This is a genomic window from Achromobacter sp. 01N37 (assembly GCF_056399725.1).
Window position 1 is genome coordinate 60,002 of sequence record NZ_JBFTRX010000017.1, and the last position, 23,039, is coordinate 83,040.

Sequence of the window (23,039 nt, forward strand, 5' to 3'; positions counted from 1 at the left end):
GCCAAGCATAGCGCGGCTCTCCGGCCGAATCGGGCTGCCGGAGTTGCACGCCGTGCAATCGTGAGTTGCGCTGAACGGCATTCCCCACCGGGTCCGACGCCGCCAACAATGCCCCCTTGGCAGCGCTTGGGCGCCAGCCGGACAACAAAGGAGACACACATGGCATTAGACGTTCTGGAACTGCATCATCACGCGGTGCGCATGCCGCTTGCGAAGGTGGCGGCGATGGGTGCGTTCTATGGAGACGTGCTGGGCTTGGACACCGACAAGGGCCGCTGGGAAATCCCGGGCATTGCCGGGTACTTCCTGGACATGGGCAATGACTGTCAGATCCATCTGCTGGGCAGCGACGGCCCCTCGCCCTATTCCCAAGGGCCGGGCCGCGACCCTGTGGAAAACCATGTGGCGCTGGCGGTGCGGGACATTGCAGCGGCCGAAGCCGAACTCCAGCGTCAAGCGGTGGACTACTGGAAGTTGGACAATGTGGCGGCGCCCGAACTGATGCAGCTGTTCCTGCGCGATCCGGTGGGCAACTTGATCGAGCTGCATCAGATTGGCCGGTGCCGCTGCAAGCGCAGTGACCGCCTGTTTGCCGATGCGAAGGCCGCCGAGGGCGCGGCGCCGGCCCACACCGCCCCGCAAGACTGATGGCCCTGGGGATCAGTCATGTTCATTGATCTGAATGCGCTGGCGGGCCCTGCCCGCTACAAGCTGCTGACCGCAGCGATCGTGCCGCGTCCCATCGCGTGGATCGTGTCGCGCGACGCGCGGGGGGCGACGAACGTGGCGCCCTTCTCGTTCTTCAACCTGATGTCGGGTGACCCGCCGCTGATCTGCGTGGGTATCGGGATGCGTGACGGCGCACCCAAGGACACCGCCCGCAATATCGCCGAGCGTGGCGAGTTCACCGTCAATCTGGTGTCGACCCGGCTGGCGGCCAGAATGAATGTGACGGCGGTGGATTTCCCGGCAGGCGTTGACGAATCGGCCGAGGCCGGTCTGGTGTTGTCCCCTTCCGAGCGTATCGGCGTGCCACGGGTAATGCAGTCGCCTGTTGCGTTCGAGTGCCGGGTGCATGAACTGCTGCGCATCGACGGCCGCAGCCTGGTGGTGGCCGACGTGGTGGCCATGCATGTGCAGGATGAGCTGGTGGCAGACCGCGACCATCTGTACCTGGATGGCCCGAAGATGGACCTGCTGGCCCGTCTGCATAACCCCGGCTGGTACAGCCGCCCGCAGCCCGCCTTTCAGATGCCGCAGCTGAACCTGGCGCAGTGGGAAGCCCTGAAGCAGTCTGGCGAAGCGGCGGGCTATCTTGAGCAGTCTTTCATATAGCAGGCGGGGACGCGGCGCCGTTCATCGCGCATGCCGCCTTTCTGGCCGGGCGCTTGTGTGTTACCGCGGCGCCCGCGCCTTCAGATCCGCCATCTCTTCATTCATCAGCTGATGCGCGTAGCGTGAGAACACGCTGACCAGCCGGGTGCGCGTGTGATACGGCGGGTACAGCAGCGCCACCGTCACCGGCACCGACGGGCTGAAGGGGCGGACTTCGACGCCGTTGGCCTCGTACTCCTCGCGCGCCGCCAGCGGGTTGATCAGCGCCACGCCCAGCCCGGCGCCCACCAGCGCGCACACCGATGAGCCCAGCCCGGCTTCGGCCACTGTCTGACGTTCGACCTTTGCCGCCTTGAAGACGGCGTCGATCTTTTCGCGCAGCGGCGTGGCGCTGGGAAAGGCGATGAACGGTTCGCCGGCGAAGTCAGCGGGCTTCAGCTTTTTCAGTTTGGTCAGGCGGTGCCCTTTGGGCAGCACCGCCACGCAGCTCATCGTCAACACCGGCTCGACCTGAATGCCGGGGCTGTCGCCCGACAGCATGGCCAGCCCCGTGTCGCAGAAGCCCGAGCTGATCCAGTTGTGCACCGCGCTGGCGTTGCCCGAGTGGATGGAGACCATCACGTCCGGGTACTCAGTCTTGAAGGCCGCGACGATGCGCGCCAGGATGCCGCCTGCCAACCGGGGCATGGCGGCCACGCTCAGGCGGCTGGCGCTGAACGAGCGGATGCTGGCTGCGGCCGACTCCAGGCCGGCCAGGCCGATGAAGGTCTTTTCAACCTCTTGGAAGAAGCGCGAGCCGTCCTGTGTGGGGCTCAGGCGGCTGCCATTGCGGTCGAACAAGGGAAACTGGGTGATGGCTTCCAATTGCGCAATTAAGCGGCTAACGTGCGGCTGCGAGGTATGCACGCGCCGCGCGGCGGCCGTCATCGAGCCGGTCATCATGACGGCTCGGAAGGCCTCGATGTGTCTTAAGCCCATCCGTGGAATGGCCATATCAAATCCGTATAGAGGAATACCTGATTGGAACTGGATAAAACCATACTGCTAGTTGATACTTTTTGCCAGCCGCGGGGCTCATCGCGGGACGCGGCGGCCGCCAAAAAATCTGGCGCCGCTGATCGACATTGCAAACACGCGCCGCACGCACGGCGCCAAGGGATTCAGATGAAAGCATTTGCCGCGATCTCGGTTGCCGCCACCTTGCTGGGCAGCGCCGCCACCGCCCACGCCGAAGGCCCCAGCCGCCTGGACAAGATCCGCGAAACGGGCGTGATCACCATCGGCCACCCCGAGACGTCCGTCCCCTTCGCCTACCTTGACGGCAACCAGAAGCCGGTCGGGTACACGGTCGAGATCTGCCAGGAAGTCGCCCAGTACGTGAAGGCCGCGCTGAAGCTGCCCAAGCTGGAAGTGCGCTACAACCCGACGACCTCGGCCACGCGCATCCCGCTGCTGGCCAACGGCACGATCGACCTGGAATGCGGCAACACCACCAATAACCTGGACCGCCACAAGCTGGTGTCGTTCGCGCCCACGACCTTCGTGGCGCAAGTGGTGCTGGTGGCGCGCAAGGACGGCGGCGTTGATCCCAACAACCTGGAATCGTTTCGCGGCAAGACCATCGCCGCCCAAGCCGGTGGCCAGACGTTCCGCCTGATCTCGGGCCTGAACGCCAAGGGCAACCTGGGCATCACGATGGCGCCGACGAAGGATACCGCCGAGACCATCCTGATGGTGGAATCGGGCCGTGCCGCCGGTTCGGCCAACGATGACGGCATCGCCTACGGCGCCGTGGCCTCGTCGAAGAACCCGGACGCATTCGTGATCGGCAAGAAGGGCCTGGAAATGGCTCCCTACGGCATCATGGAACCCAAGGACGACCCCGCCTTCAAGAAGGTGGTGGACGACGCCGTGGTGGACCTGATCAAGACCGGCAAGGTCGCTGCCATCTACGACAAGTACTTCAATTCGCCGATTCCCCCGAAGCAGATCAACCTGAAGTATCCGATGAGCGACGCGCTCAAGCGCGCGCTGGCGAACCCGACCGATTCGGGTGACCCCAAGGTATACGAGTAAGCAGGTAGTCCGCGGGACGCCCAGTGCGTCCCGCGGCGGTTTTGGGGCAAGGCGCCGGGGCCGGCGCCGCCATCTAAGGCACAGGCATGAATTACAACTGGAGTTGGGGCGTCTTCCTGGAGATGTCGCCAGACGGCGTGCACACCTTCCTGCAGACGCTCCTGATCGGCGTGGGCTGGACGCTGGCGCTGGCGCTGACCGCGTGGGTCTTCTCTTTGCTGCTGGGGTCCTGGCTGGGCGTGATGCGCACGGCGCAGTCCCGGCTGATGAACGTCGTTGGTGCGACCTACGTCGAGATCTTCCGCAACATCCCGCTGCTGGTGCAGATGTTCCTGTGGTACTTCGTGCTGCCCGAGCTGCTGCCGCATGCCTGGGGTCTGGCGATGAAGCAGATGCCGCAGCCGTGGGGGCAGTTCGTGCCTGCGGTGCTGTGCCTGGGGTTTTATGGATCGGCCCGCGTGGCCGAACAATTGCGCGCCGGCATCCAGTCCTTGCCGCGCGGCCAGTTCCAGGCGGGCACCGCGCTGGGGCTGACCGAGGTGCAGGTGTATCGCTACATCATCCTGCCCGAAGCGTTTCGCATCGTGCTGCCGCCGTTGACTTCCGAATTCATGGGCACCATCAAGTATTCCTCGGTGGCGCTGACGATCGGCCTGCTGGAACTGACCGGCCAGGCGCGCTCCATGCAGGAATTCAGTTTCCACATCTTCGAGGCGTTCTCCGCCGCGACGGTGATTTACCTGATCCTCAACGGCATCGTCGTGCTGGGTATGCGCCTGCTTGAACGCCATGTCGCTGTTCCCGGGCTGATCGGTTCAGCCGGCAAGAGCCGCTAGGGGAACGCCGTGGGTAAATTCGATTTCGATGTGATCTGGACCGCCCTGCCCTATCTGTTCCAGACGGGCATGACGTTCACGCTGACGCTGACGGTGCTGGCCGCTGTAATGGGCCTGGCGCTGGGCACGCTGCTTGCGATGATGCGCTTGTCGCGCTTCAAGATCCTGTCGGTGCCGGCGGGCATTTATGTGAACGTGATGCGGTCGATTCCGCTGTTGCTGGTGATCTTCTGGTTCTACTTCCTGGTGCCGTACATTGCGGCCTGGGTGGTGGGGTCGCCCACGCCCTTGCGCGTGGGGGCGTTCAATTCGGCGGTCATCACCTTCACGATGTTCGAGGCCGCGTACTTCTGCGAAATCATGCGCGCCGGCATCCAGTCGATTGCGCGCGGGCAGGTGTCGGCCAGCATGGCGATTGGCCTGAGCCCGTGGCAAGGCATGCGCTACGTGATCTTGCCGCAGGCGTTTCGCAACATGGTGCCCGCGCTGCTGACGCGCGTGATCATCCTGTTCCAGGACACCTCGTTGGTCTACGTGCTGTCACTGACGGACTTCCTGGGCGCGGCCTCCAAGATCGGCCAGCGCGATGGCCGGCTGGTGGAGCTCTACCTCTTTGTGGCGGTGGTGTATTTCGTGATCTGCTTCACGGCGTCCCGCCTGGTCAAACTGCTGGAAAAGCGCACCCGTGTGCTGCGATAGGGTTTAACGATGCAATTTTCTTCGACGCCTCCGATGATCGAGATCAAGCAGGTCAGCAAGTGGTACGGCTCCTTTCAGGTGCTGGATGAATGCACGACGACCGTCGGCAAAGGCGAGGTCGTGGTGGTGTGCGGGCCGTCCGGGTCCGGCAAGTCCACGCTGATCAAGACCGTGAACGCGCTGGAACCCTTTCAACAGGGCGACATCGTGGTCAACGGCATTTCGGTGGGCGACCCCCGCACCAATCTGCCCAAGCTGCGTGCGGTGGCCGGCATGGTGTTCCAGCACTTCGAGCTATTCCCGCATCTGTCCGTGACCGAGAACCTGTGCCTGGGTCAGGTCAAGGTGCTGCGCCGCAGCAAGGACGAAGCGCGCACGCGCGCGCTGGCGCTGCTGGAACGCGTGGGCCTGTCGGCGCACAAGGACAAGCATCCCGGCGAATTGTCGGGCGGCCAACAGCAGCGCGTGGCCATTGCGCGCGCGCTGTCGATGGACCCGGTGGTGATGCTGTTTGACGAACCGACGTCTGCGCTGGACCCCGAGATGGTCAACGAGGTGCTGGACGTCATGACCGACCTTGCCCGCGAGGGCATGACGATGATGGTGGTGACCCATGAAATGGGATTCGCCCGCCGCGTCGCCGACCGTGTGATCTTCATGGACGGCGGCAAGATTGTTGAAGACTGCGACAAAGACGCGTTCTTCGGCAATGTAGAGGAACGTGCTCCGCGCACGCGCCAATTTCTTTCCAAAATTTTGCAGCATTGAACGCCATGACCCAGCGGATTCCCGCCGACCACCCGACCAGCCCTGTCGACCTGCGCAGCGACACGGTCACCCATCCCACCGCGGCCATGTACGAGCGCATGCGCACCGCGCCCATTGGCGACGACGGGCTGGATGGCGACCCTTCCGTACGCGCGCTGGAAGCCCATGTGGCGGCCCGCCTGGGCAAGGAAGCGGGGCTGTTCGTGCCCAGCTGCACCATGGCCAACCTGCTGGCCGTGCTGGCGCAAACGCAGCGCAACGAACAGGTGGTGCTGGAATCGTCCGCCCATATGTACACGTCGGAACGCGGCGCCGCGACCTTTACGGGCCTGTTCTACCAGGGCGTGTCCGGCACCGATGGCGCGATGGACCTGAACCGGCTGGACGAAGCGCTCTTGTCCGGGGGCCACCGTTTGAAGACGTCGCTGGTGGCGATGGAAACGTCGCACAACAACGCCGGGGGCGCGGTCTTGCCGCTGGATCATATGCAGGCCGTGTACGGCATGGCGAACGCCGCGGGCATCCCCGTGCACCTGGACGGCGCGCGCCTGTTCAACGCCGCGGTGGCGCTGGGCGTGCCGGCCGTTGAGATCACGCAGTACGCCGACACCGTGTCGCTGTGCCTGTCCAAGGGCCTGAGCGCGCCGGTGGGTGCGGTGCTGGCGGGCAGCAAGACGGTAATCGCCCGCACGCGCACCTTGCGCCGCATGCTGGGCGGCACGCAGCGCCAGTCCGGCATCATGGCGGCGGCCGGCTTGGAAGGCGTGCAGACGATGACCGACCGGCTCGTCGAAGACCACGTGCGCGCGCGCCGCTTGAGCGACGGCATCAATGGCTTGGCGCCTGCGCTGTCGGCAACTGTGCCGCAGACCAACATCGTGCAGGTCGAGACCGCTAACACCGGCATGACGAACGCGCAGTGGGTGGCGGCGCTGCAAGCGGAAGGCTTGTTGACCCGTCCGTGGGGGCGCACGCGGCTGCGTTGCGTGACCCATCGGCACATCGACGATGACGACATCGATACCGCGGTGCAAGCGTTCGCCACGGTACTGAAAAAGCGTTGAGTTATCGCCGCCGGCAGGGGCCGGCGATGCGATAATGCCGGATGTCCACGACTACCCCTCTCACCCGTAAAGACTATTTCTGCGCCTTGGCGGTGGTGGTCATCTGGGGCCTGAATTTTGTTGTCATGAAGGTCGGCATGCGGGGCTTGTCCCCCATGATGCTGGGCGCACTCCGGTTCGCGCTGGCGGCCTTCCCCCTGATCCTGTTTGTGCGACGGCCACAGCTGCCGTGGCACTGGATCGCCGCCTACGGGCTGGTGCAGGGGTTGGGCCAATTCGGCCTGCTGTTCACCGCGTTGAAGTTCGGCATGCCGGCTGGCATGGCCTCGCTGGTGATCCAGACGCAGGCGTTCTTCACGTTGCTATTGGCTGCGCCTGTGCTGGGCGAGCGGGCGCGCCGCCATCATTGGATCGGGCTGGGCGTGGCCGCGTTGGGGCTGGCGGTGATTGCCGGCGGACGCGGCGAAGGCCCTGGCCAGATGACGATGCTGGGCTTTGTGCTGACACTTGGCGGCGCGTTCATGTGGGCGGTGTCCAACCTGATCGTCCGGCTGGCCAGCCGCAAGGCGCCCGGCTACGACCCCTTCGCCTTCATCGCCTGGAGCAGCGCCGCGCCGGTTCTGCCGTTCCTGCTGCTGGCCGTGCTGATCGACGGCTGGGAGCCGGTGGTAGGCATGGTGACGGGTATGGGCTGGGGCGAGGCGCTGTCGGTGCTGTACCTGGCGGTGCTGGCGACGCTCTTGGCCTACACCTTGTGGACCCAGTTACTGACCCGCCACCCCGCGGCGAAGATCGCGCCGTTCTCGTTGCTGGTGCCCGTCGTGGGCCTGTGGGCGGCGTCGGCGGCGTTTGGCGAAAGCTTGCAGCCCTTGCAATGGGTGGGCGCTGCCTGCGTGTTGGCGGGCCTGGTCGTCAATCAGGTGGGCGGGCGCTGGCTGCGCAGCCGCTGACCGTTGCCGTAGCGGCAGCTTTGCTGCCGCGCCCTGCTCTCGGCTGATGGGATTACACCGTCCTGCCGAGGGCGGCCTATCCGCCTACACCTGCTCGAAGCGAATGTAACGCTTGTCGGTGTACTCCCGGCGCGTCGTGATTTCCGTGACCGATGCGCCCGGCGGGCCGCGCCGCAACCATTCCAGCATGTGATCCACCTGGTCGGGCGTGCCCTGCACCAGGGCCTCGACCGTGCCGTCCAGCAGATTCTGCACCCAACCCGTCACCCCCAGCATGTGAGCGCGCCTGACCGTGGCGTGGCGATATCCCACGCCTTGCACGGTGCCGCTGATGCTGACGAGGACAGTTTCGAAATGGGTGTCGGATTGCGGAGCTTGCTGATGGTCTTGCATGAATTTTCCTTCGGATGATGCGCCGCCCGGCGCGATGTGCGTAGGCGGTAATGGCTACGGCGGATGGTCTATAGGCCCGGATGGCACCGAAGCGATACGTTAGAGCTCATGTCAAAACGTGCCAACGGGAACACCCGCTACTAGAGCTTGGAGAAGCCATTATGGAAGAGACCAGTTTGTTGTCGGAAGCTGAGACAGCGCGCTACAGGGATCAGGGGTACCTGGCCCTGAAGGACATGTGCCCGCAGGATGAAGTGGGATACATCCGGCGGACGTTGCTGGACCTGTTTGCGAACAAGACCGGCTACAACGAGGGCGCACAGTACGACTTTGTCAGCCGGGACGATCCGTCCAAGCCGGCCAAGTTTCCCAGCCTGCACGATCCGCGTCATTATGCCCCCGGTCTGTTGAAGACGGCCTATCACGAGCGCACGCTGGACCTGGCCCGCCAACTGTTGGGCGAAGAGGCGGCGCTGTATGGCGAACACGCCCTGCTCAAGCCCGGCCCGTTCGGCCCCGAGACGCCGTGGCACCAGGACGAGGCGTTCCGTTCGCCCGACTTTGTCTACAACGAGCTGAGCATCTGGCTGGCGCTGCAACCGGCAACCGTTGAAAACGGCTGCATGCAGTTCATTCCCGGGTCCAACAAGTGGGACGTGCTGGAGCATCGTTCGCCTGGCGGCGACAAGACCCTGCATCCGCTGGAATGCTGCGGCGATTTCGCGCGCGACCAGGCGGTGGCCGAACCGCTGGACCCGGGCGGCATCACCGTGCACGACGCCCGCACGCTGCACTTCACGGGGCCGAACACGTCGCCGTCGCCGCGGCTGGCGTACATCCTGATCTACAACACGCCGCCGGTCTACAAGCCGGGACGCCGCGAATTCCCGTGGCTGGAGGGCCGTTGGACCGATAGCCAGACCCGCAAAAAGCAATGGCACAAGCGCGGCGGCCTGGCGGTGGATGTGATGCGCCGTTTGCCGGGCGCGCGGCTGACCAGCCCGCGCTGGGTGGCGTGGGCGACGATCCGCGCGGTCAGCAAGGTCTGGCCGCGATAGCTTGGGTGGACCGGGGCCGCAGAGCCCCGGTCAGAGAGGGGGGGGCGAACGGGGCCGGCAAGCAGCGCTTGCCGGCCTCGGCGCGTATACTGGGCGGCGCCGCAGGGTCTGTCACCCAGGCGTTGCGGCACAGCCGCCCGCAGCCGGCGGCTCCAGATTCTAAAAATACGAAACGCAGCTGGCGCACCTCTATCACTCCTCAGACCTCCCATGACCGCTAACCTTTCTACGATCACCTGCATCGAAGATTTGCGCGCCGTTGCGCAAAAGCGCGTGCCGCGCATGTTCTACGACTACGCCGATTCCGGCGCCTGGACGGAAGGCACGTACCGCGCCAATGAAAGCGATTTCCAGAAGATCAAGCTGCGTCAGCGCGTGGCGGTGAACATGGAAGGCCGGTCGTTGCGCACCACGATGGTGGGGCATGACGTGGTGATGCCGCTGGCGATTTCGCCCACGGGTCTGACCGGCATGCAGCATGCGGATGGCGAGATCCTGGCGGCCAAGGCTGCGGCGGATTTCGGCGTGCCGTTCACGCTGTCGACGATGAGCATCTGCTCGCTGGAAGACGTGGCCGAAGCCACGAAGAAGCCGTTCTGGTTCCAGCTCTACGTGATGCGCGACCGCGAATTCGTGGCCAACCTGATCGACCGCGCCAAGGCTGCTGGCTGCACCGCGCTGGTGTTGACGCTGGACTTGCAGATCCTGGGCCAACGCCACAAAGACATCAAGAACGGCCTGTCGACCCCGCCCAAGCCCACCATCCGCAACCTGATCAACCTGGCGACCAAGCCGCGCTGGTGCATGGGCATGCTGGGCACCAAGCGCCGCACCTTCGGCAACATCGTCGGCCACGCCAAGGGCGTGAGCGACCTGTCGTCGCTGTCGGCCTGGACGGCCGAACAATTCGACCCGCGCTTGAGCTGGGACGACGTGGAATGGATCAAGCAGCGCTGGGGCGGCAAGCTCATCATCAAGGGCATCCTGGATGTGGAAGACGCACAGCTGGCCGCCAATAGCGGCGCGGATGCGCTGATCGTCAGCAATCACGGCGGGCGTCAGCTGGACGGCGCCATGTCCTCGATTGCCGCGCTGCCGTCGATTGCCGACGCGGTGGGCTCGAAGATCGAAGTCTGGATGGACGGCGGCATCCGTTCCGGCCAAGACATCCTGAAGGCCGTGGCGCTGGGCGCACGCGGCACGATGATCGGCCGCGCTTTCCTGTACGGCCTGGGCGCCTACGGCCAGGCGGGCGTAACCCGCGCGCTGGAGCTGCTCTACAAGGAAATGGACACGACGATGGCCCTGTGCGGCCGCCGCTCGATCGAGCCGGGCGACCGCAGCATTTTGCTGCCGGGCACGTATCCGAACTGATCGGTCAGGGCGGCGAACGTGACACGTTGCCGCCCCTCAACCGCCATCCCCCCAATTACCCCCCGTTGCCCGCGCCCAAATACTGACTGGGCCGCCGCAATGCCGGATCAAACGGATTGATCTGCGCACCAACCGCATCGGCCTCACGGCGCAGCATTTCCACGATCAGCGGCAGGCGTTCGTCGTTGATGCGTTCGATGGGGGCGGCGACGCTTAGCGCCGCCACTGTCACGCCGTTGGGGTCATAGACCGGTACCGCCAGCCCCGCGATATTCGGGAACACGCCCTGCCCCTGGCTGCGCGCGTATTGCAGTTCCTGGCATTCCTTGATGCGCACGCGCATCGAGATCTCGTCCACAAAACCCAGATGATGCAGCCGCGGAATGTTGAAGCGGATCACTTCTTCGCGCTCGGCTTCCGGCAGGCTCGCCAACAGCACCAGGCCGCCCTGGCCCATGCCCAGCGGCACCCGCCCGCCAATGTCGCCCGTATGCGAACGCACGGGAAACGCGCCGTCTACGCGGTCCACGCAGACAGCATCGAAACCGCTGCGCACCAGCAGAAAAATCGTGTCGTTCAACATGCCTGACAAACGCAGCATGGCCGGCCGGTACAACGAACGCAGGCTCGACTGGTGGGTGCCGGCCGCCGCCGCCAGCGAGAAGAACGCCACGCTCAACTGGTAGCCCTTGCTTTGCGCGGGCTGCTCGACCACGCCTTCCTGCATCAGCCCTTGCAGCACGCGGTGCACCGTGGCTTGCGCCTGGCCGGTGCGCGCAGCGATATCGGTCAGGCGCAGCTTTTCTCCTTTCGCGTCAGCCAGCACGCGCAGCACGGCAAAGGCCCGCTGCAACACGCCCTGGCCACCGGAATCTTCTGCTGTTTCTGATTTCTTCATTCTTTGTTTCCGATAATCAAAATTACTTGGTGTATTTTTATCAGGAAATTCAGCTAGATGAAATTAATAGTTAAAAAATTCGATTCTTCGGAAAACCCTAATTGACCCCGGCTTTTGGCAAATCCTAGACTGCCCCATCAATAAGCCGCTACGCGCGGCGCAACGCCCGCACCGGGCGACGGGGTTTGGAAAATGTCATTTCTGCGGCTGGACAACGTCTCCAAGAACTACGGCGACCTGCGCGTCGTTTCCGATCTGAGCCTGACAGTGGAACAAGGGGAGTTTGTCTCGCTGCTGGGGCCATCCGGTTGCGGCAAGACCACCACCTTGCAGATGATTGCCGGCTTTGCCGACGTCACCCGCGGCACCATCACGCTGGATGGGCGCGACATCACCCACGCCAAGCCCAACACGCGCGGGCTGGGCATCGTGTTCCAGAGCTATGCGCTGTTTCCGCACCTGACGGTTGCCGACAACGTGGCCTTCGGGCTGAAGATGCGCAAGGTGGACCGCGCGGAACGCCAGGAGCGCGTACGGGAAGCGCTGGCGCTGGTGAAGCTGGACAAGCACGCCGACCGCTTTCCGCGTGAACTCTCCGGCGGTCAGCGCCAACGCGTGGCGCTGTCGCGCGCGCTGGTCATCCGCCCGCCCGTGCTGCTGCTGGACGAGCCGCTGTCCAACCTGGACGCCAAGCTGCGCGAAGACATGCAGTTCGAGCTGCGCAGCATCCAGAAGAAGATCGGCACCACCACCGTCATGGTCACGCATGACCAGGCCGAAGCGCTGTCCATCAGCGACCGCGTCGTGGTCATGCAGGATGGCCGCGCCACTCAGGTCGATGCGCCGTTTCGCATGTACGAACATCCGCAAACCGAATTCATCTCGCGCTTTGTGGGCAAGACCAATCTGCTGCCGGGCCGCGTGACGCGTTGCGGTGCGCAGGCCGAAATCGAAACCGGCGCGCTGCGTGTCGTGGTGGATGGCGAAGGCCTGCGCCATGGCGACACCGTGCAGCTGTCGCTGCGCCCCGAAAAGCTCGTGCCCGTGCCGGCTGGCCAGGGCAAGCTGGCCTGTGTGGTCAACACGCGCTACTTCCTGGGCAGCCAGTGGATGTACGACCTGGATTCGCCTGTGGGGGCGCTGACCATCCTGACGCCCAACGACGGCCGCCGCCCGCACGACGATGGCGAAACCATCGGCCTGGACTGGGCAGAAGGCGTGTTGCGCGTGCTGCGCGCGCCGGGCGCGCCAGACGTCAGCCCTGCGCAAAACGTCCATGGCGCACATGGCGCCCATGCCGCGCAAGACGTTCACGGGGCCTGACATGGCGACACTGACTCAAGCCGCCGCCGGCCCCAAGCCGCGCAACGACGGCACGCTCGCCATCCTGGGTTCGCTGCCGCTGGCCATTGTTTTTTTGACGCTGGTGCTGACGCCGCTGGCGTTGACCTTCGTGCTGTCGTTCCGCCCCTTCGACTACAGTGCGGGCATCTTGCCGGGCCATACGTTCGAACACTATCTGGCGGTGGTCACCGACAGCTACTTCCTGGAAATCTTCTGGCGCACGTTCTGGATCGCGGGCGTCACCACGCTGATCTGCGTGCTGGTCGGCGCACCCGAAGCCTACATCCTGTCGCGCATGGGCAAGCCCTGGCGCTCCATCTTCCTGCTGGTCGTGCTGTCGCCGTTGTTGATCTCGCTGGTGGTGCGCGCCTTTGGCTGGAGCATGCTGCTGGGCCCGGGCGGCGCCATTGGCAAAGCTGCTGCGGCGTTGGGGATGGGGCCGCTGCTTTACACGCCCACCGCCGTCATCATCGGCCTGGTGCACGTGATGCTGCCCTTCATGGTGATTCCGGTTTGGACCTCGCTGCAAAAGCTCGACCCCACTGTTGAACACGCCGCGCTGTCGCTGAATGCCTCGCGCTTTCAGACGCTGACGCGCATCGTGCTGCCGCAGGCGATGCCGGGCATCTTGTCGGGCAGCCTGATCGTGTTCGGCTTGTCGGCCAGCTCGTTCGCCATTCCCGCGCTGTTGGGCGGACGCCGTCTGAAGATGGTGGCCACCGTCGTGTACGACGAATTCCTGACCGAGCTCAACTGGCCGCTGGGCGCGGCCATCGCGATCGTGCTGCTGGTGGTCAACGTGATCATCATGATGGCGTACAACCGCGTTGTTGAACGCTCTTACCGCCGCAGCCTCGGCTAGCCCGCAAAGGAATTCAACATGCAGAAGAACGGTCCTTTCGCGCTGGCGTTCAACTTCCTGGTGGTGGCGTTCGTGCTGGCGCCGCTGGTCATCGTGTGCCTCGTGGCGTTCACGCCCGACACCACATTGACGGTGCCGACAACGAGCTTTTCGCTGCGCTGGTTCCGCGCCGTGTTCGACCACCCCAACTTCATGCAGGCCTTTCAGAACAGCCTGTGGCTGGCGTTTCTGTCGGCCACCATCGCAGTGTGCCTGGCGGTGCCAGCGGCCATCGCCATCACGCGTTACCGCTTTCCGGGCCGCGACGTGTTGAACGGTTTGTTCCTGTCGCCGCTGATGATCCCGCATCTGGTGCTGGGCGTAGCGCTGCTGCGCTTCTTTGCGCTGATGGGCATGGCGGGCAGTTTCCCGTGGCTGGTCGCCGCGCACGTGGTCGTCATCACGCCGTATGTGATGCGGCTGGTGATAGGCGCGCTGGTTGGCTTTGACCGCTCCATCGAACACGCCGCGCTGTCGCTCGGCGCCAGCCGCGCCACCGTATTCTTTCAGGTGACGCTGCCGCTGATCATTCCCGGCGTGTCGGGCGGCTGGCTGCTGGCGTTCATCAACAGCTTTGACGAGCTGACGATGTCGGTGTTCATCACCGCGCCGTCCACCATCACGCTGCCCGTGCGCATGTACATGTACGCCACCGAATCCATCGACCCGATGATGGCCGCCGTGTCCGCCCTGGTCATCGGCCTGACCGCCGTCACCATGCTCCTGCTGGACCGTGTCTACGGACTGGACCGCGTTCTGGTGGGCCAGAAATGATCACCCCGCCATTTGCAAAAAGAGAGGCGCCGGCATCATGGCAATTCTGAAACGCCTGGCCGAAACGGGCCGGCCTGCGGTGACCTTCACGCTTGACGGGCAAGCCTGCCGCGCCTTGGCTGGCGACACCGTGCTGACCGCCGTGCTGACCCAAGCCGACCGCGTGCGCCAGTCTGAATTCGGCGGCGGCCCGCGCGCGGGCTTCTGCATGATGGGCGCCTGCCAAGACTGCTGGATGCAGCTGGAAGACGGCTCGCGCGTGCGCGCCTGTTCCACCTTCATCGAACCGGGCATGCGCCTGCAAAGCACGCCGCTTGCGCCTGCCGTCGTGCCGGGTTCGCTATCGGCCGCAGCATGGTCAGAGGACGACGCAGCATGAGCATGATGATGCCTGTGATCGTGGGCGCCGGCCCCGCTGGCGTGCGCGCCGCGCAAGCGCTGGTGGCGCAAGGCCTGCGCCCCGTCATTCTGGACGAAGCCCCACGCGCCGGTGGCCAGATCTACCGCCAGCCGCCACCCGGATTCCAACGCGCGAAATCCGAGCTCTACGGGTTTGAACACCGCAAGGCCGATGCCGTGCACCGCACCATGGCCGACATACTGCCGCACGTGGATTACCGCCCCGGCAGCCTGGTGTGGAACGTGGAAGGCAAGACGCTGGACGTCTTGCAGGATGGCGTCAGCACGGCCGTGCCGTACACGCACCTGATCCTGGCCACGGGCGCGACGGATCGCGTGCTGCCCTTTCCCGGCTGGCTGACCCCCGGCGTCTACACCTTGGGCGGGTCGCAGGTGGCGCTGAAGTTCCAGGGCTGCGCCATCGGTTCGCGCGTGGTCTTCATGGGCACGGGGCCGTTGCTGTATCTGGTGGCGTATCAATACGCCAAGGCCGGCGCACAGGTGGCGGCGGTGCTGGATACCTCGCGCTTCACGGATCGGCTGGCGGCCTTGCCGGGCCTCATGCGCGCACCCGGTCTGCTGGCCAAGGGCCTGTACTACATGGCGTGGCTGCGCGCGCACGGCGTGCCGCTGCGTTCGGGCGTGCGCCCGGTGGCCGTGCAGGGCGACGCGCGCGTGATGGGGCTGAGCTATCGCCAGGGCGCGCGCCTGCACACCATTGATTGCGACGCCGTGGCCTATGGCCTGGCCTTGCGATCCGAAACGCAGCTGGCCAGCCTGGTCGGCTGCGCGTTCGAATTCAATGCCCGCGACCGCAACTGGACGCCACGGCGCGATGCCGCCGGACGCAGCAGCGTGCCGGGCGTTTACGTGGCGGGCGACGGCGCGGCCATCGGCGGCGCGGATGCCGCCGAACTGGCCGGCGAACGCGCCGCGCTGGCCTTGCTGGAAGACACAGGCCATTCGCACGACGCCGCGCGTGCGCGGGTGCTCGAAGCACGGCTCGCCGCCAACAGCCGTGTGCGCACCGCGCTGGAACTCGCGTTCCCCTTCCCTGAAGATTGGGCGGCCAGCATTGCGGACGACACCGTCCTGTGCCGCTGCGAAGAAGTCACCGCCGGCACGCTGCGCCAAGCCGTGCGCGACACGGATGCGCAGGAACTGAATCGCGTCAAAGCATTGACGCGCGTCGGCATGGGACGCTGCCAGGGCCGCATGTGCGGCGCAGCGGCAGCGGAAGTGCTGGCGCACGCTTGCGGCCGATCCCCCGCCGACGTTGGCCGCTTGCGCAACCAGCCGCCCGTCAAACCCGTGCCGGTGCGCGTGGTGTGCCTGGAACGGCAAGAGAAGGTGTCGGCATGACGCAGCGCATTGATACCGAAGTGGCCATCATCGGCGGCGGCATTGTCGGCGGCAGCGCCGCCTTGTTCCTGCGCCGGCTAGGCGTACCCGTGGTGCTGCTGGAAGCCGCGCTGTGCGGCGCGCGCGCAAGCGGCGTGAACTACGGCGGCGTGCGCCGCCAGGGCCGCGGGCTGGAACAGATGCCGCTGACTCGCCGCGCGCATGAGCTATGGGGCCACCTGCCATCGCTGATCGGCATCGATGGCGAATACGTGCGTTCCGGCCATCTGAAACTGGCCGCCTCGGAAGCCGACATGGCGCTGCTGGAGGCATACCGTGAACGCACACGCGGCTTTGGCATGCACCTGGAAATGCTGGACCGCCGTGCGCTTGCGCAACGCTTCGGCTGGCTGGGCCAGGACGTCGCTGGCGGTTCGTTCTGCCCCGAAGACGGCCACGCCAACCCGCGCCTGGTGTCCCCTGCGTTCGGCCGGGCAGCGCGCGCATTGGGCGCTGACGTGCGCGAAGGCGCGCGCGTTACCTCCGCCGAACACGACGGCTCGCACTTCATCGTGCGCGCCGGCGATATCGAAGTGCGTTCGCGCTTCCTGCTCAATTGCGCGGGCGCCTGGGCGGGACGATTCGCAGAAAGCTTCGGCGAGCCGGTACCCGAGACCTCCATCCACCCGCTGATGATGGTGACCGAACCGCTGCCCGTGTTCATGAGCGTCAGCTTGGGCATACAAGGCGGCGGCATCTATGCCCGCCAGGTTGCGCGCGGCAACTGCGTCATCGGCGGCGGACGCGGCGTGTCGTCAGACCCCGACTTCGCACGGCCCGGCCGCGCCGGCCTGGGCACGCTGATGGCCAACGCCACGAAGCTGCTGCCTGTGCTGCGCGGCGCCCAGGTCATCCGTTTCTGGACCGGCGTGGAAGGCAATATGCCCGACCACAATCCGGTGCTGGGCCCCAGCTCCACCGTGCCAGGCCTGTTCCACGCCTTCGGCCTGTCGGGCGCGGGCTTTCAGATCGGCCCCGCCGTGGGCGAAGTGCTGTCCGAATTGGTCGTGCGCGGCCAGTCCTCCATTCCTATCGATGCCTTCCGCATTGAACGATACGCGGTGGCCGCTCACGGCGCCGCGGCTCGGCCTGAGAGTGTTCGTGAGCAAACGCTGGAGTCACCATGATGGATAAGAAACAGGGCGCATCGCGCCTGAGCAAGGGGAAGTGGCTGCTGGGCGCGGCGATGATGACGTTGCTGTCCGCGGGCGCCATGGCGCAGCAAAAGACGTTGTACGTCGGCATGAACGGCGGCGACATGGAACGCGCCTTCACGCAGTACGTGTTCCCGGACTTCGAAAAGGCCAACAACGTGAAAATCGTTGTGGTGCCCGGCACGTCCACCGACGTGCTGGCCAAGGCGCAAGCCTACAAAGACAAGCCGCAGATGCACGTCATGTTCCTGGACGACGGCATCATGGCGCGCGCGATTTCGATGGGCCTGTGCGAACAGTTGAACGACGACCCCGTCCTGAAAGAGCTCTACCCCACTGCCGTGATGAAGGACCGCATGGCCGCCGGTATCGACATCGGCATGACGGGCCTGGGCTACAACACCAAGATGTTCGCCGACAAAGGCTGGGCGCCGCCCACGTCGTGGATGGATCTGGCCGACCCCAAGTACAAGGGCAAAGTCGTATTCCAGTCGGCATCAGGCAGCACCTTCGGCCTGCACGGCTTCCTGATGTTCAATCGCATCCAGGGCGGCGACGACAAGAACTACGAACCCGGCTTCAAGAAATGGCCCGACACCATCGGCCCCAACGTACTGGAATACATCCCCAACTCGGCCAAGCTGGCCGAGATGATCCAGTCCAACGAAGCCGCCATCTTCCCGCTGACCCCCACCGCCATCGCCCGCTTGAAAAAGCGCGACATTCCCGTGGAATACGCACAGCCTAAAGAAGGCTCGGTGATCCTGATGGTGGGTGAATGCGTCATCGCCAAAAACAGCGAACCTGAGCTGTCGCAGAAACTGGCGCTGTACCTGCTGTCGGCCAGCGCGCAAGCCAAGGCGCTGGAAATGGGCGGCCACTTCCCGTCGAACAAAAACGTAAAGGCCCCCGCCGACAACGCCGAATCCCTCAAGCGCTTCCAGGGCTACATGGAAAACGCCAAGATCCTGGACTGGGACCAGATCAACACCGCACGCCCCGCCTTCAACGCCCGCTGGAACCGCACGGTGGAACGTTAAACAACGGGTCAAGATCTGGCACGGTGACAACGAAAACGTTGCTAAGATCTTGCGGCGCGCCGCCTGTGGACAAGCCGCAGGCGCGCACCGCACACCGCACACCACGCAACACGCACCACGCAACACCCACCACGCTCCGGGCCTGCCCACGCCCGCACACAGGGAAGAACCAGCATGCGGCTCATCATCAACTCCGGCGGCCCCCAAGCCATAGACGAATGGCGCGCACAATTCCGCACATTCGCCCCGGCGCTGGACGTGGTGGGCTGGCATGAAAACGTCGACCCGGCCAGCATCGACTACGCCCTGGTCTGGGCCCCCGACGCCGGCCGGCTGGCCACCTTCCCCAACCTGAAACTCATCATCAGCGCAGGCGCCGGCGTCGACCACATCCTGGCCGACCCGCAACTGCCGGGCCACCTGTCCATCGCCCGCATGGTCACCAGCCGCACCCAGACCGAAATGGCCGAGTTCGTGCTGACCTCTGCGCTGATGCTCACCCGCGACATCAAACGCGTTGTCGACAACCAGGCGCGCCGCCACTGGGAAGTGTTCGACTCCCTGCGCGTTGCCGCCGACGTGCGCGTCGGCATCATGGGCCTGGGCCACCTGGGCGTCGCCAGCGCGCAATTGCTGTCACGCGTTGGCTTCCCCGTCAGCGGCTGGTCACGCGGCGCCAGCAAACTCGACGGCCTGCCGTCCTACGCCGGCCAAGACCAGTTCGGCGAATTCCTGTCCAACACCGACCTGCTCGTCTGCCTGCTCCCCGCCACGGACGCCACCAAAGGCATCCTGAACGCCGCCACGCTATCGCAACTACCCCGCGGCGCCAGCCTCATCAACGCCGGCCGCGGCTCGCACATGGTGACGCAAGACGTCATCAACGCCTTGGACAGCGGCCAGTTGAACCAGGCGATTCTCGACGTATTCGAGCAAGAGCCGCTGCCCGAAGATTCCCCATTGTGGACGCACCCCGGCATCATCATCACGCCCCATTGCGCGGCGATCCCCGATCGCAAAGAACGCGCGCGCCACACCGCGTTGTTGATCGAAGCGAATGAGCGCGGCGAAGCGCTACCGAACATCTTCGACCCGGTGCGTGGATATTGAGCCACCCCGACGCTGGGCCGCGCGTCCTACATCTCGAACGCAACGCGACAACACCCCAAACTCGTCCAACCATCACAACGCGTAAGCCCCCCCAAACTCGTCCAACCATCACAACGCGTAAGCCCCCCCAAACTCGTCCAATCATCACAACGCGTAAGCCCCAAAAGGCCGCCCGCGCGGCCGGCCTGGGGCGGGCCCTGCAAGATCTTCCATCACACCCCGCCGTTGGCAAGTACCCCAAGCAAACCACTCGCCCCAGCTGACGTGAAATTTCCATTGACGGAGCATGGGGTGACGGGGGCCGGTGGGGTGCGGGGAGTCGATAAGCCCGAGGGAATCTGAAGGAAGCGCCGCAGGCGCTGACGAAGATGACGACGGGGCAGTCCGGAGCGAAGGCTCCGGACCGCAATCGTTGACCCGCACCCCACCGGCCCCCGTCACCCCATGCGTCAAAAGAACTCATCAGCATCAGCAAGAGCATCAGCAACAGCATCAGCACCAGAGTCAGCAACAACACCAAAAAAACCGCAAAATCTGCAAACCGCCCAAAGCTACATTGCCCTCCAAGGAGCCAGCATGAAGCCCGAAACCCGAACCCAATACGCCCAGCGCCTAACCCCCGTCCTGCACTGGCTAGCCGCCCACCCTGACGCCGACCCCGACCTGCACCAACTCGCCGACTTGGCCTGCCTGTCGCCGTATCACTTTCACCGGGTCTACCGCGCCATGATGGGCGAAACCGTCAACGCCACTGTCCAGCGCCTTCGCATGCATTGCGCCGCGATCGCACTGGCTGGCACGCAGGACCCACTACGCAACGTTGCGCAACGCGCCGGCTACGACTCCGACGCCGCGTTCAACCGCGCGTTTGGGAACGTATTTGGCATCTCTCCGGGCCGGTATCGGGCCGCCCGCTCCCAACCCTTCACCCCCAAGGAGCAAGCCATGTACCCCATCGACATCGAAACCTTCCCCGGCGCCACCCTCGCCGTCCTGCCCCATCGCGGCAGCTACCAAAACATCGGCACCACCTTCACCCGCGCCTTCATGCTGGCCGCAAGCCGAGGCATCGCCGCGCCTGAATCCATTGGCTTCGGCGTCTACTTCGATGACCCCGAACAAGTCCCGGAAAGCCAGCTTCGATCCCTTGCCGGCATGTCCGTGGCCCCCGACGCCGACCTGGGCAGCGAACTCGAACGCTTTGAAATTCCCGCCGGCCGCTGCGCCATCCTGACCTACACCGGCCCCTACAACGAAATGAGCAAACCCTACAACTGGATGTTCTCGGAATGGCTGCCCGCAAGCGGCATGACACCCGCCGACTTCCCCATGTTCGAGCAATACCTGAACGACCCCCGCACCACCCCGCCCGCGCAACTGCAAACCCGCATCTGCCTGCCCCTGAAATAGCGCTCCGCAAAAAGGCTACCCCAGCACGCCCGCCAGATACTGCCTGAGCCAGGCGTGCGCGGGGTCGTCCTGATAGCGCTCGTGCCAATACAGCGACACCGCAATCGGCGGCAACGTCAGCGGCACCTTCTGCGTCACAATCCGCGCCGCACCCGTCATCGCCTTCGCAATGCTGACCGGCATCGTCGCAATCAAATCTGAACCCTCAACAATGAACGGGCACACCAGATAACTCGACAGCGTCGCCACGATCTTGCGGCTGCGGTTCTGCCCCATCAGGATGCGGTCAATCGCCGTACTGAAGTACCGCGTATGCGCCGCCAGATCCAAATGGCCATAGCTCAGGTACGCATCCAGATTCCAACGCTTGCGCAAACAGGGATGGCCCTCGCGCACGATGCACACGGCAGGCTCCTGATACAGAAACCGCGTACGCAAATCCGGCGCCGGGTCTGGAAAATAGCCCGCAATCAACTCCACATGATTCGTGTCCAGCATGCTCAAGCCATGCTGCGGCCGCGCCGGCACGATCTGCAGCTGAAAGTGCGGCGCATCCACCGCCAGCCGGGGAATCAGCTTGGGCAGCAACGTGTACTGCACATAGTCCGTTGCATACAACGACAGCGTGCGTGATGAGTGCGCCGGGTCGAACGCCTCTCGCGTGCGCGTTGCGCGATGCCACCCTTCCAACAGCGGCTTGAAATTCTGATGCAGCTCCAGCGCCCGCACCGTCGGCTGCCACGCCCCGCTTTCACGCACCAGCAAAGGGTCGCCAAACAACTGCCGCAGCCGGTTCATCGCCGCGCTCATCGCCGGCTGGCTGATGTTCAGCTGCTCGGCCGCGCGCGACACATTGCGGCACGCCATCAAGGCATCGAAATGCAGAAGCAGATTCAGGTCCGGATTCTTCACGGCCGCGCACCTATAAATGGCAGTTATACAAATATAAACCTGTAGGACTGCTGTCATTCAATGCGCAGGCCTAGGATGGACCCGTTGTTGCAGCGAACCAAGGTCGGACACGCATGATCCGGCCACAAGGAAGTTCTATCAACAAGGGGAAACCAAGCCATGAACTCAGGGCTGATACGCAGTTGCTGTCGCATTGCCGCCGGGGTCGCGCTTTTTGCGGCCGCGGGTTCCGCCAGCGCCGCCTGGCCGGATAAAGTGATCCGCATCGTCGTGCCGTTTGCGGCAGGCGGGTCCACCGACCTGATTGCGCGCAAGGTGGCCGAAGGATTGGGCCAGCGCCTGTCCGCCAACGTCATCGTCGAAAACCGCCCCGGCGCAGGCGGCACTGTCGGCACCGAATACGTCGCCCGCCAGCCGGCCGACGGCTACACCATTCTGATGGGCTCGGTCAGCACGCACGGAAGCGCCCCATGCGTGTATTCCAAACTGCCCTACGACGCCATCAAAGACTTCACCCCGCTGACGGTGGTGGCGACGATTCCCAACGTGATGTCGGTGAATCAATCGGTGCCCGCCAACACCCTGCAAGAGTTCGTGGCGCTGTTGAAGAAAGACCCCGAGAAGTACTCCTTCGCCTCCAACGGCCAAGGCACGTCGAACCACCTGGCGGCCGAACTCTTCAAGACCACCGCTGGCGTGTCGATGGTGCACGTGCCGTATCGCGGTTCCGGTCCCGCGCTGATCGACCTGGTGGGCGGCCAGATCAACATGATGATGGACGTGGTGATGACGTCCTACCCCTACATCAAGGACGGCAAGCTCAAAGCCTTGGCGGTGACCTCGCCGCAGCGGTCGACGATGTTGCCCGACGTGCCCACCGTGTCGGAATCCGGTTACCCCGGCTACGAGGCCATGGTGTGGTTCGGCATGCTGGCGCCCGCCAACTTGCCCGAGCCGCTGCGCCAAAAGCTCACTGACGGCCTGGTGCAAACCTTGCACGCGCCCGCCATGAAAACCTATCTGGAGCAGCAAGGCGCGCAGGTGTCAGACGTAGCCGGCCCCGCGTTCGGCACGATGATCAAAGACGAAATCAGCAAGTGGTGCCAGGTGGTCAAGAAGGCCGACATCCGTCTGGATTGATCG

The 23,039-nt window shown here is 64.7% G+C and carries 24 protein-coding genes; 20 read left to right on the forward strand and 4 right to left on the reverse strand.

Translation table 11 applies throughout. The features are described from left to right. The first annotated feature begins 159 nt into the window (after positions 1-159). Together AC1DSJ_RS26140 and AC1DSJ_RS26145 are read left to right on the forward strand one after the other, a co-directional pair. Positions 160-648 carry a VOC family protein gene (locus tag AC1DSJ_RS26140; protein WP_441372482.1) on the forward strand — a complete coding sequence of 163 codons (489 nt, stop codon included), beginning with the start codon at positions 160-162 and terminating at the stop codon, positions 646-648. Between the two features lie 18 nt (positions 649-666). Continuing rightward, positions 667-1,335, forward strand: coding sequence for a flavin reductase family protein (locus AC1DSJ_RS26145; RefSeq protein WP_441372483.1), 669 nt, complete (start codon positions 667-669; stop codon positions 1,333-1,335). A gap of 60 nt (positions 1,336-1,395) precedes the next feature. Here the strand turns inward: AC1DSJ_RS26145 and AC1DSJ_RS26150 are convergent, their stop codons facing one another. Beyond that, complete coding sequence (locus AC1DSJ_RS26150; protein ID WP_175170450.1) at positions 1,396-2,328, reverse strand: LysR substrate-binding domain-containing protein; 933 nt, start codon at positions 2,326-2,328, stop codon at positions 1,396-1,398. A 171-nt stretch (positions 2,329-2,499) separates the two neighbouring features. Between AC1DSJ_RS26150 and AC1DSJ_RS26155 the strand changes: the two genes are divergently transcribed. The 6 genes from AC1DSJ_RS26155 (at position 2,500) to AC1DSJ_RS26180 (ending at position 7,728) form a co-directional block, all read left to right on the forward strand. Next, positions 2,500-3,411: an amino acid ABC transporter substrate-binding protein gene (locus AC1DSJ_RS26155; protein WP_175170451.1), complete on the forward strand. Its 912-nt coding sequence runs from the start codon at positions 2,500-2,502 to the stop codon at positions 3,409-3,411. Between the two features lie 86 nt (positions 3,412-3,497). Then, complete coding sequence (locus AC1DSJ_RS26160; RefSeq protein ID WP_054420906.1) at positions 3,498-4,247, forward strand: amino acid ABC transporter permease; 750 nt, start codon at positions 3,498-3,500, stop codon at positions 4,245-4,247. Positions 4,248-4,256: 9 nt separating this feature from the next. Further along, entirely contained in the window at positions 4,257-4,946 is a 690-nt protein-coding gene (locus tag AC1DSJ_RS26165; protein WP_054420907.1) for an amino acid ABC transporter permease, read from the forward strand. Between the two features lie 33 nt (positions 4,947-4,979). Further along, complete coding sequence (locus AC1DSJ_RS26170) at positions 4,980-5,714, forward strand: amino acid ABC transporter ATP-binding protein (protein WP_054421371.1); 735 nt, start codon at positions 4,980-4,982, stop codon at positions 5,712-5,714. Between the two features lie 5 nt (positions 5,715-5,719). After that, positions 5,720-6,778, forward strand: a complete 1,059-nt coding sequence (locus AC1DSJ_RS26175) for a threonine aldolase family protein (RefSeq protein WP_054420908.1) — start codon at positions 5,720-5,722, stop codon at positions 6,776-6,778. 41 nt (positions 6,779-6,819) lie between these two features. Beyond that, complete coding sequence (locus AC1DSJ_RS26180; RefSeq protein WP_054420909.1) at positions 6,820-7,728, forward strand: EamA family transporter; 909 nt, start codon at positions 6,820-6,822, stop codon at positions 7,726-7,728. A gap of 84 nt (positions 7,729-7,812) precedes the next feature. On the opposite strand, the gene AC1DSJ_RS26185 is transcribed toward AC1DSJ_RS26180, so the two are convergent. Further along, positions 7,813-8,121 carry an acylphosphatase gene (locus AC1DSJ_RS26185; RefSeq protein WP_441372484.1) on the reverse strand — a complete coding sequence of 103 codons (309 nt, stop codon included), beginning with the start codon at positions 8,119-8,121 and terminating at the stop codon, positions 7,813-7,815. A gap of 161 nt (positions 8,122-8,282) precedes the next feature. Between AC1DSJ_RS26185 and AC1DSJ_RS26190 the strand changes: the two genes are divergently transcribed. Both AC1DSJ_RS26190 and AC1DSJ_RS26195 read left to right on the forward strand, forming a co-directional pair. Then, positions 8,283-9,179, forward strand: coding sequence for a phytanoyl-CoA dioxygenase family protein (locus AC1DSJ_RS26190; protein ID WP_054420911.1), 897 nt, complete (start codon positions 8,283-8,285; stop codon positions 9,177-9,179). Positions 9,180-9,389: 210 nt separating this feature from the next. Next, the gene (locus tag AC1DSJ_RS26195; RefSeq protein WP_054420912.1) at positions 9,390-10,553 is read left to right on the forward strand and encodes an alpha-hydroxy acid oxidase; all 1,164 of its coding nucleotides are present in this window, start codon (positions 9,390-9,392) and stop codon (positions 10,551-10,553) included. A 55-nt stretch (positions 10,554-10,608) separates the two neighbouring features. On the opposite strand, the gene AC1DSJ_RS26200 is transcribed toward AC1DSJ_RS26195, so the two are convergent. Further along, positions 10,609-11,451 carry an IclR family transcriptional regulator gene (locus tag AC1DSJ_RS26200; RefSeq protein WP_054420913.1) on the reverse strand — a complete coding sequence of 281 codons (843 nt, stop codon included), beginning with the start codon at positions 11,449-11,451 and terminating at the stop codon, positions 10,609-10,611. Positions 11,452-11,643: 192 nt separating this feature from the next. Here AC1DSJ_RS26200 and AC1DSJ_RS26205 point away from each other — a divergent pair, with 192 nt between their 5' ends. From AC1DSJ_RS26205 to AC1DSJ_RS26245, 9 genes are all read left to right on the forward strand, one after another. Beyond that, positions 11,644-12,774, forward strand: coding sequence for an ABC transporter ATP-binding protein (locus AC1DSJ_RS26205; RefSeq protein WP_441372485.1), 1,131 nt, complete (start codon positions 11,644-11,646; stop codon positions 12,772-12,774). A gap of 1 nt (position 12,775) precedes the next feature. Further along, positions 12,776-13,657 carry an ABC transporter permease gene (locus AC1DSJ_RS26210; RefSeq protein WP_441372486.1) on the forward strand — a complete coding sequence of 294 codons (882 nt, stop codon included), beginning with the start codon at positions 12,776-12,778 and terminating at the stop codon, positions 13,655-13,657. A gap of 18 nt (positions 13,658-13,675) precedes the next feature. Continuing rightward, positions 13,676-14,470: an ABC transporter permease gene (locus AC1DSJ_RS26215; RefSeq protein WP_054420915.1), complete on the forward strand. Its 795-nt coding sequence runs from the start codon at positions 13,676-13,678 to the stop codon at positions 14,468-14,470. A gap of 37 nt (positions 14,471-14,507) precedes the next feature. Continuing rightward, the gene (locus AC1DSJ_RS26220; RefSeq protein WP_441372487.1) at positions 14,508-14,849 is read left to right on the forward strand and encodes a (2Fe-2S)-binding protein; all 342 of its coding nucleotides are present in this window, start codon (positions 14,508-14,510) and stop codon (positions 14,847-14,849) included. After that, positions 14,846-16,231, forward strand: a complete 1,386-nt coding sequence (locus tag AC1DSJ_RS26225) for an FAD/NAD(P)-dependent oxidoreductase (RefSeq protein ID WP_441372488.1) — start codon at positions 14,846-14,848, stop codon at positions 16,229-16,231. Before AC1DSJ_RS26220 ends, AC1DSJ_RS26225 begins: the two co-directional genes overlap by 4 nt. After that, entirely contained in the window at positions 16,228-17,397 is a 1,170-nt protein-coding gene (locus AC1DSJ_RS26230; protein WP_441372489.1) for an NAD(P)/FAD-dependent oxidoreductase, read from the forward strand. Before AC1DSJ_RS26225 ends, AC1DSJ_RS26230 begins: the two co-directional genes overlap by 4 nt. After that, on the forward strand, positions 17,394-18,464 hold the full coding sequence (locus AC1DSJ_RS26235; RefSeq protein ID WP_054420919.1) for an ABC transporter substrate-binding protein: 1,071 nt from the start codon (positions 17,394-17,396) through the stop codon (positions 18,462-18,464). The genes AC1DSJ_RS26230 and AC1DSJ_RS26235 overlap by 4 nt, the downstream gene beginning before the upstream one ends. Before the next feature lie 174 nt (positions 18,465-18,638). Next, positions 18,639-19,574: a 2-hydroxyacid dehydrogenase gene (locus AC1DSJ_RS26240; protein ID WP_441372490.1), complete on the forward strand. Its 936-nt coding sequence runs from the start codon at positions 18,639-18,641 to the stop codon at positions 19,572-19,574. A 576-nt stretch (positions 19,575-20,150) separates the two neighbouring features. After that, the gene (locus AC1DSJ_RS26245) at positions 20,151-20,984 is read left to right on the forward strand and encodes an AraC family transcriptional regulator (protein WP_441372491.1); all 834 of its coding nucleotides are present in this window, start codon (positions 20,151-20,153) and stop codon (positions 20,982-20,984) included. A 15-nt stretch (positions 20,985-20,999) separates the two neighbouring features. Here AC1DSJ_RS26245 and AC1DSJ_RS26250 read toward each other — a convergent pair whose 3' ends face one another. Then, positions 21,000-21,896 carry a LysR family transcriptional regulator gene (locus AC1DSJ_RS26250; protein WP_245636238.1) on the reverse strand — a complete coding sequence of 299 codons (897 nt, stop codon included), beginning with the start codon at positions 21,894-21,896 and terminating at the stop codon, positions 21,000-21,002. Positions 21,897-22,055: 159 nt separating this feature from the next. On the opposite strand from AC1DSJ_RS26250, the gene AC1DSJ_RS26255 reads away from it, so the two are divergent. Further along, complete coding sequence (locus AC1DSJ_RS26255; RefSeq protein ID WP_441372492.1) at positions 22,056-23,036, forward strand: Bug family tripartite tricarboxylate transporter substrate binding protein; 981 nt, start codon at positions 22,056-22,058, stop codon at positions 23,034-23,036. Positions 23,037-23,039: the final 3 nt, after the last annotated feature.